Raw genomic sequence first — 1,382 nt, 5'->3', positions numbered from 1 at the left:
GCGGGCGTCGTCCGCGCCGCCGCCGCGCTGCGCGAGGTCGAGGAGGGCAGCCGCGCCGCCGTCACCGAGATGCGCGACCTGCTGGGCGTCCTGCGCGACCCCGGCGCCGACGCCGAGCCCACTCCCGGGGGACCGGGCGCGGACCCGCGCGAGCTGCCGCAGCCGTCGCCGGCGGACCTGCCGCGGCTCGTCGAGGGGTTCCGCGCCTGCGGGCTCGACGTCGGGCTCGTCGTCGTCGGGGAGCCCGCCCCGCTGCCGGGCACGACGGGCACGAGCCTCCACCGGCTCGTGCAGGAGGCCCTGGCCAACGTCGCCCGCCACTCCGCGGCCGGGGCGGCGCGCGTCGTCGTCCGCTGGGTGCCGGACGACGTGGTGGACCACGGGCGCGGCCCCGGCCGCGGCCGCGCGCCCTTTCACGTCGAGGAGGGCCACGTCGACAAGGGCCTCGTCGAGAGGGGCCACGTCGAGGTCGAGGTCGTCGACGACGGCCCGGCCCGCTCGACGACGCAGCGCTCGACGGGCACGGGACTCGGGCACGTCGGCATGCGCGAGCGCGCCGCGCTCGCCGGCGGCTGGGTCGAGGTGGGCGCCCGCCCCGGCGGCGGCTACCGGGTGCGCGCCCGCTACCCGCTGGCCGGCCCCCCGGTGGCGTCGCGGTGAGCCCGCCGGTGCGCGTCCTGCTCGTCGACGACCAGGCGCTCGTCCGCAGCGGCTTCCGCATGATCCTCGAGGTCGAGCCGGACCTCGAGGTGGTGGGCGAGGCCGCCGACGGCGCCGCCGGCGTCGCCGCGGCCGCCGCGCTGCGCCCCGACGTCGTCCTCATGGACGTGCGGATGCCCGGCCTCGACGGCGTCGCCGCGACCGAGCGGGTGGTCGCCGCCGGCACCGGGCGCGTCGTCGTCCTCACGACCTTCGACACCGACGACCACCTCTTCGCGGCCCTGCGGGCGGGCGCCTCCGGCTTCCTGCTGAAGAACGCCGACCCGGACGAGCTCGTCGCCGCCGTCCGCGCGGTCGCGCGGGGCGACGCGCTCCTGGCGCCCGCGGTGACCCGGCGCGTCGTCGAGCGCTTCGCGGCGCCCTCGGGCGCGTCCTTCCGGCCCGAGCTCGTGGCGGGCCTCACCGAGCGCGAGCGCGGCGTGCTCGTCCTCCTCGCGCGGGGCCTGTCCAACGGCGAGATCGCCGCCGAGCTCGTCCTCGGGGAGGCGACGGTCAAGACCCACGTCTCGCGGGTGCTCCTCAAGCTGGGGGTGCGCGACCGCGTCCGCGCCGTCGTGCTGGCCTACGAGAGCGGCCTGGTGCGCCCCGGCGACGGCGGCTGAGCCGGGGAGGTCGCCGGCGCGGGTCCCGGCACGCGCGGCAGGAGCAGTGCGCCCGGCGGG

General features: G+C 79.5%; 2 protein-coding genes. Both read left to right on the top strand.

The genetic code is table 11. From position 1 onward, the window contains the following. Positions 1-660 (top strand): sensor histidine kinase (locus HLB09_RS17095; protein ID WP_409373020.1); only part of this gene is annotated, 660 nt, incomplete at its 5' end. Then, positions 657-1,322, top strand: a complete 666-nt coding sequence (locus HLB09_RS17090) for a response regulator (protein ID WP_171204486.1) — start codon at positions 657-659, stop codon at positions 1,320-1,322. The genes HLB09_RS17095 and HLB09_RS17090, both read left to right, overlap by 4 nt. The last annotated feature ends 60 nt before the right edge of the window (positions 1,323-1,382 follow it).

Origin of the sequence: Pseudokineococcus marinus (genome assembly GCF_013004605.1) — a bacterium.
Lineage (GTDB): Bacteria > Actinomycetota > Actinomycetes > Actinomycetales > Quadrisphaeraceae > Pseudokineococcus > Pseudokineococcus marinus.
The sequence above is the reverse complement of the archived record's forward strand: the minus strand, read 5'-3'. Positions and strand labels throughout refer to the sequence as shown.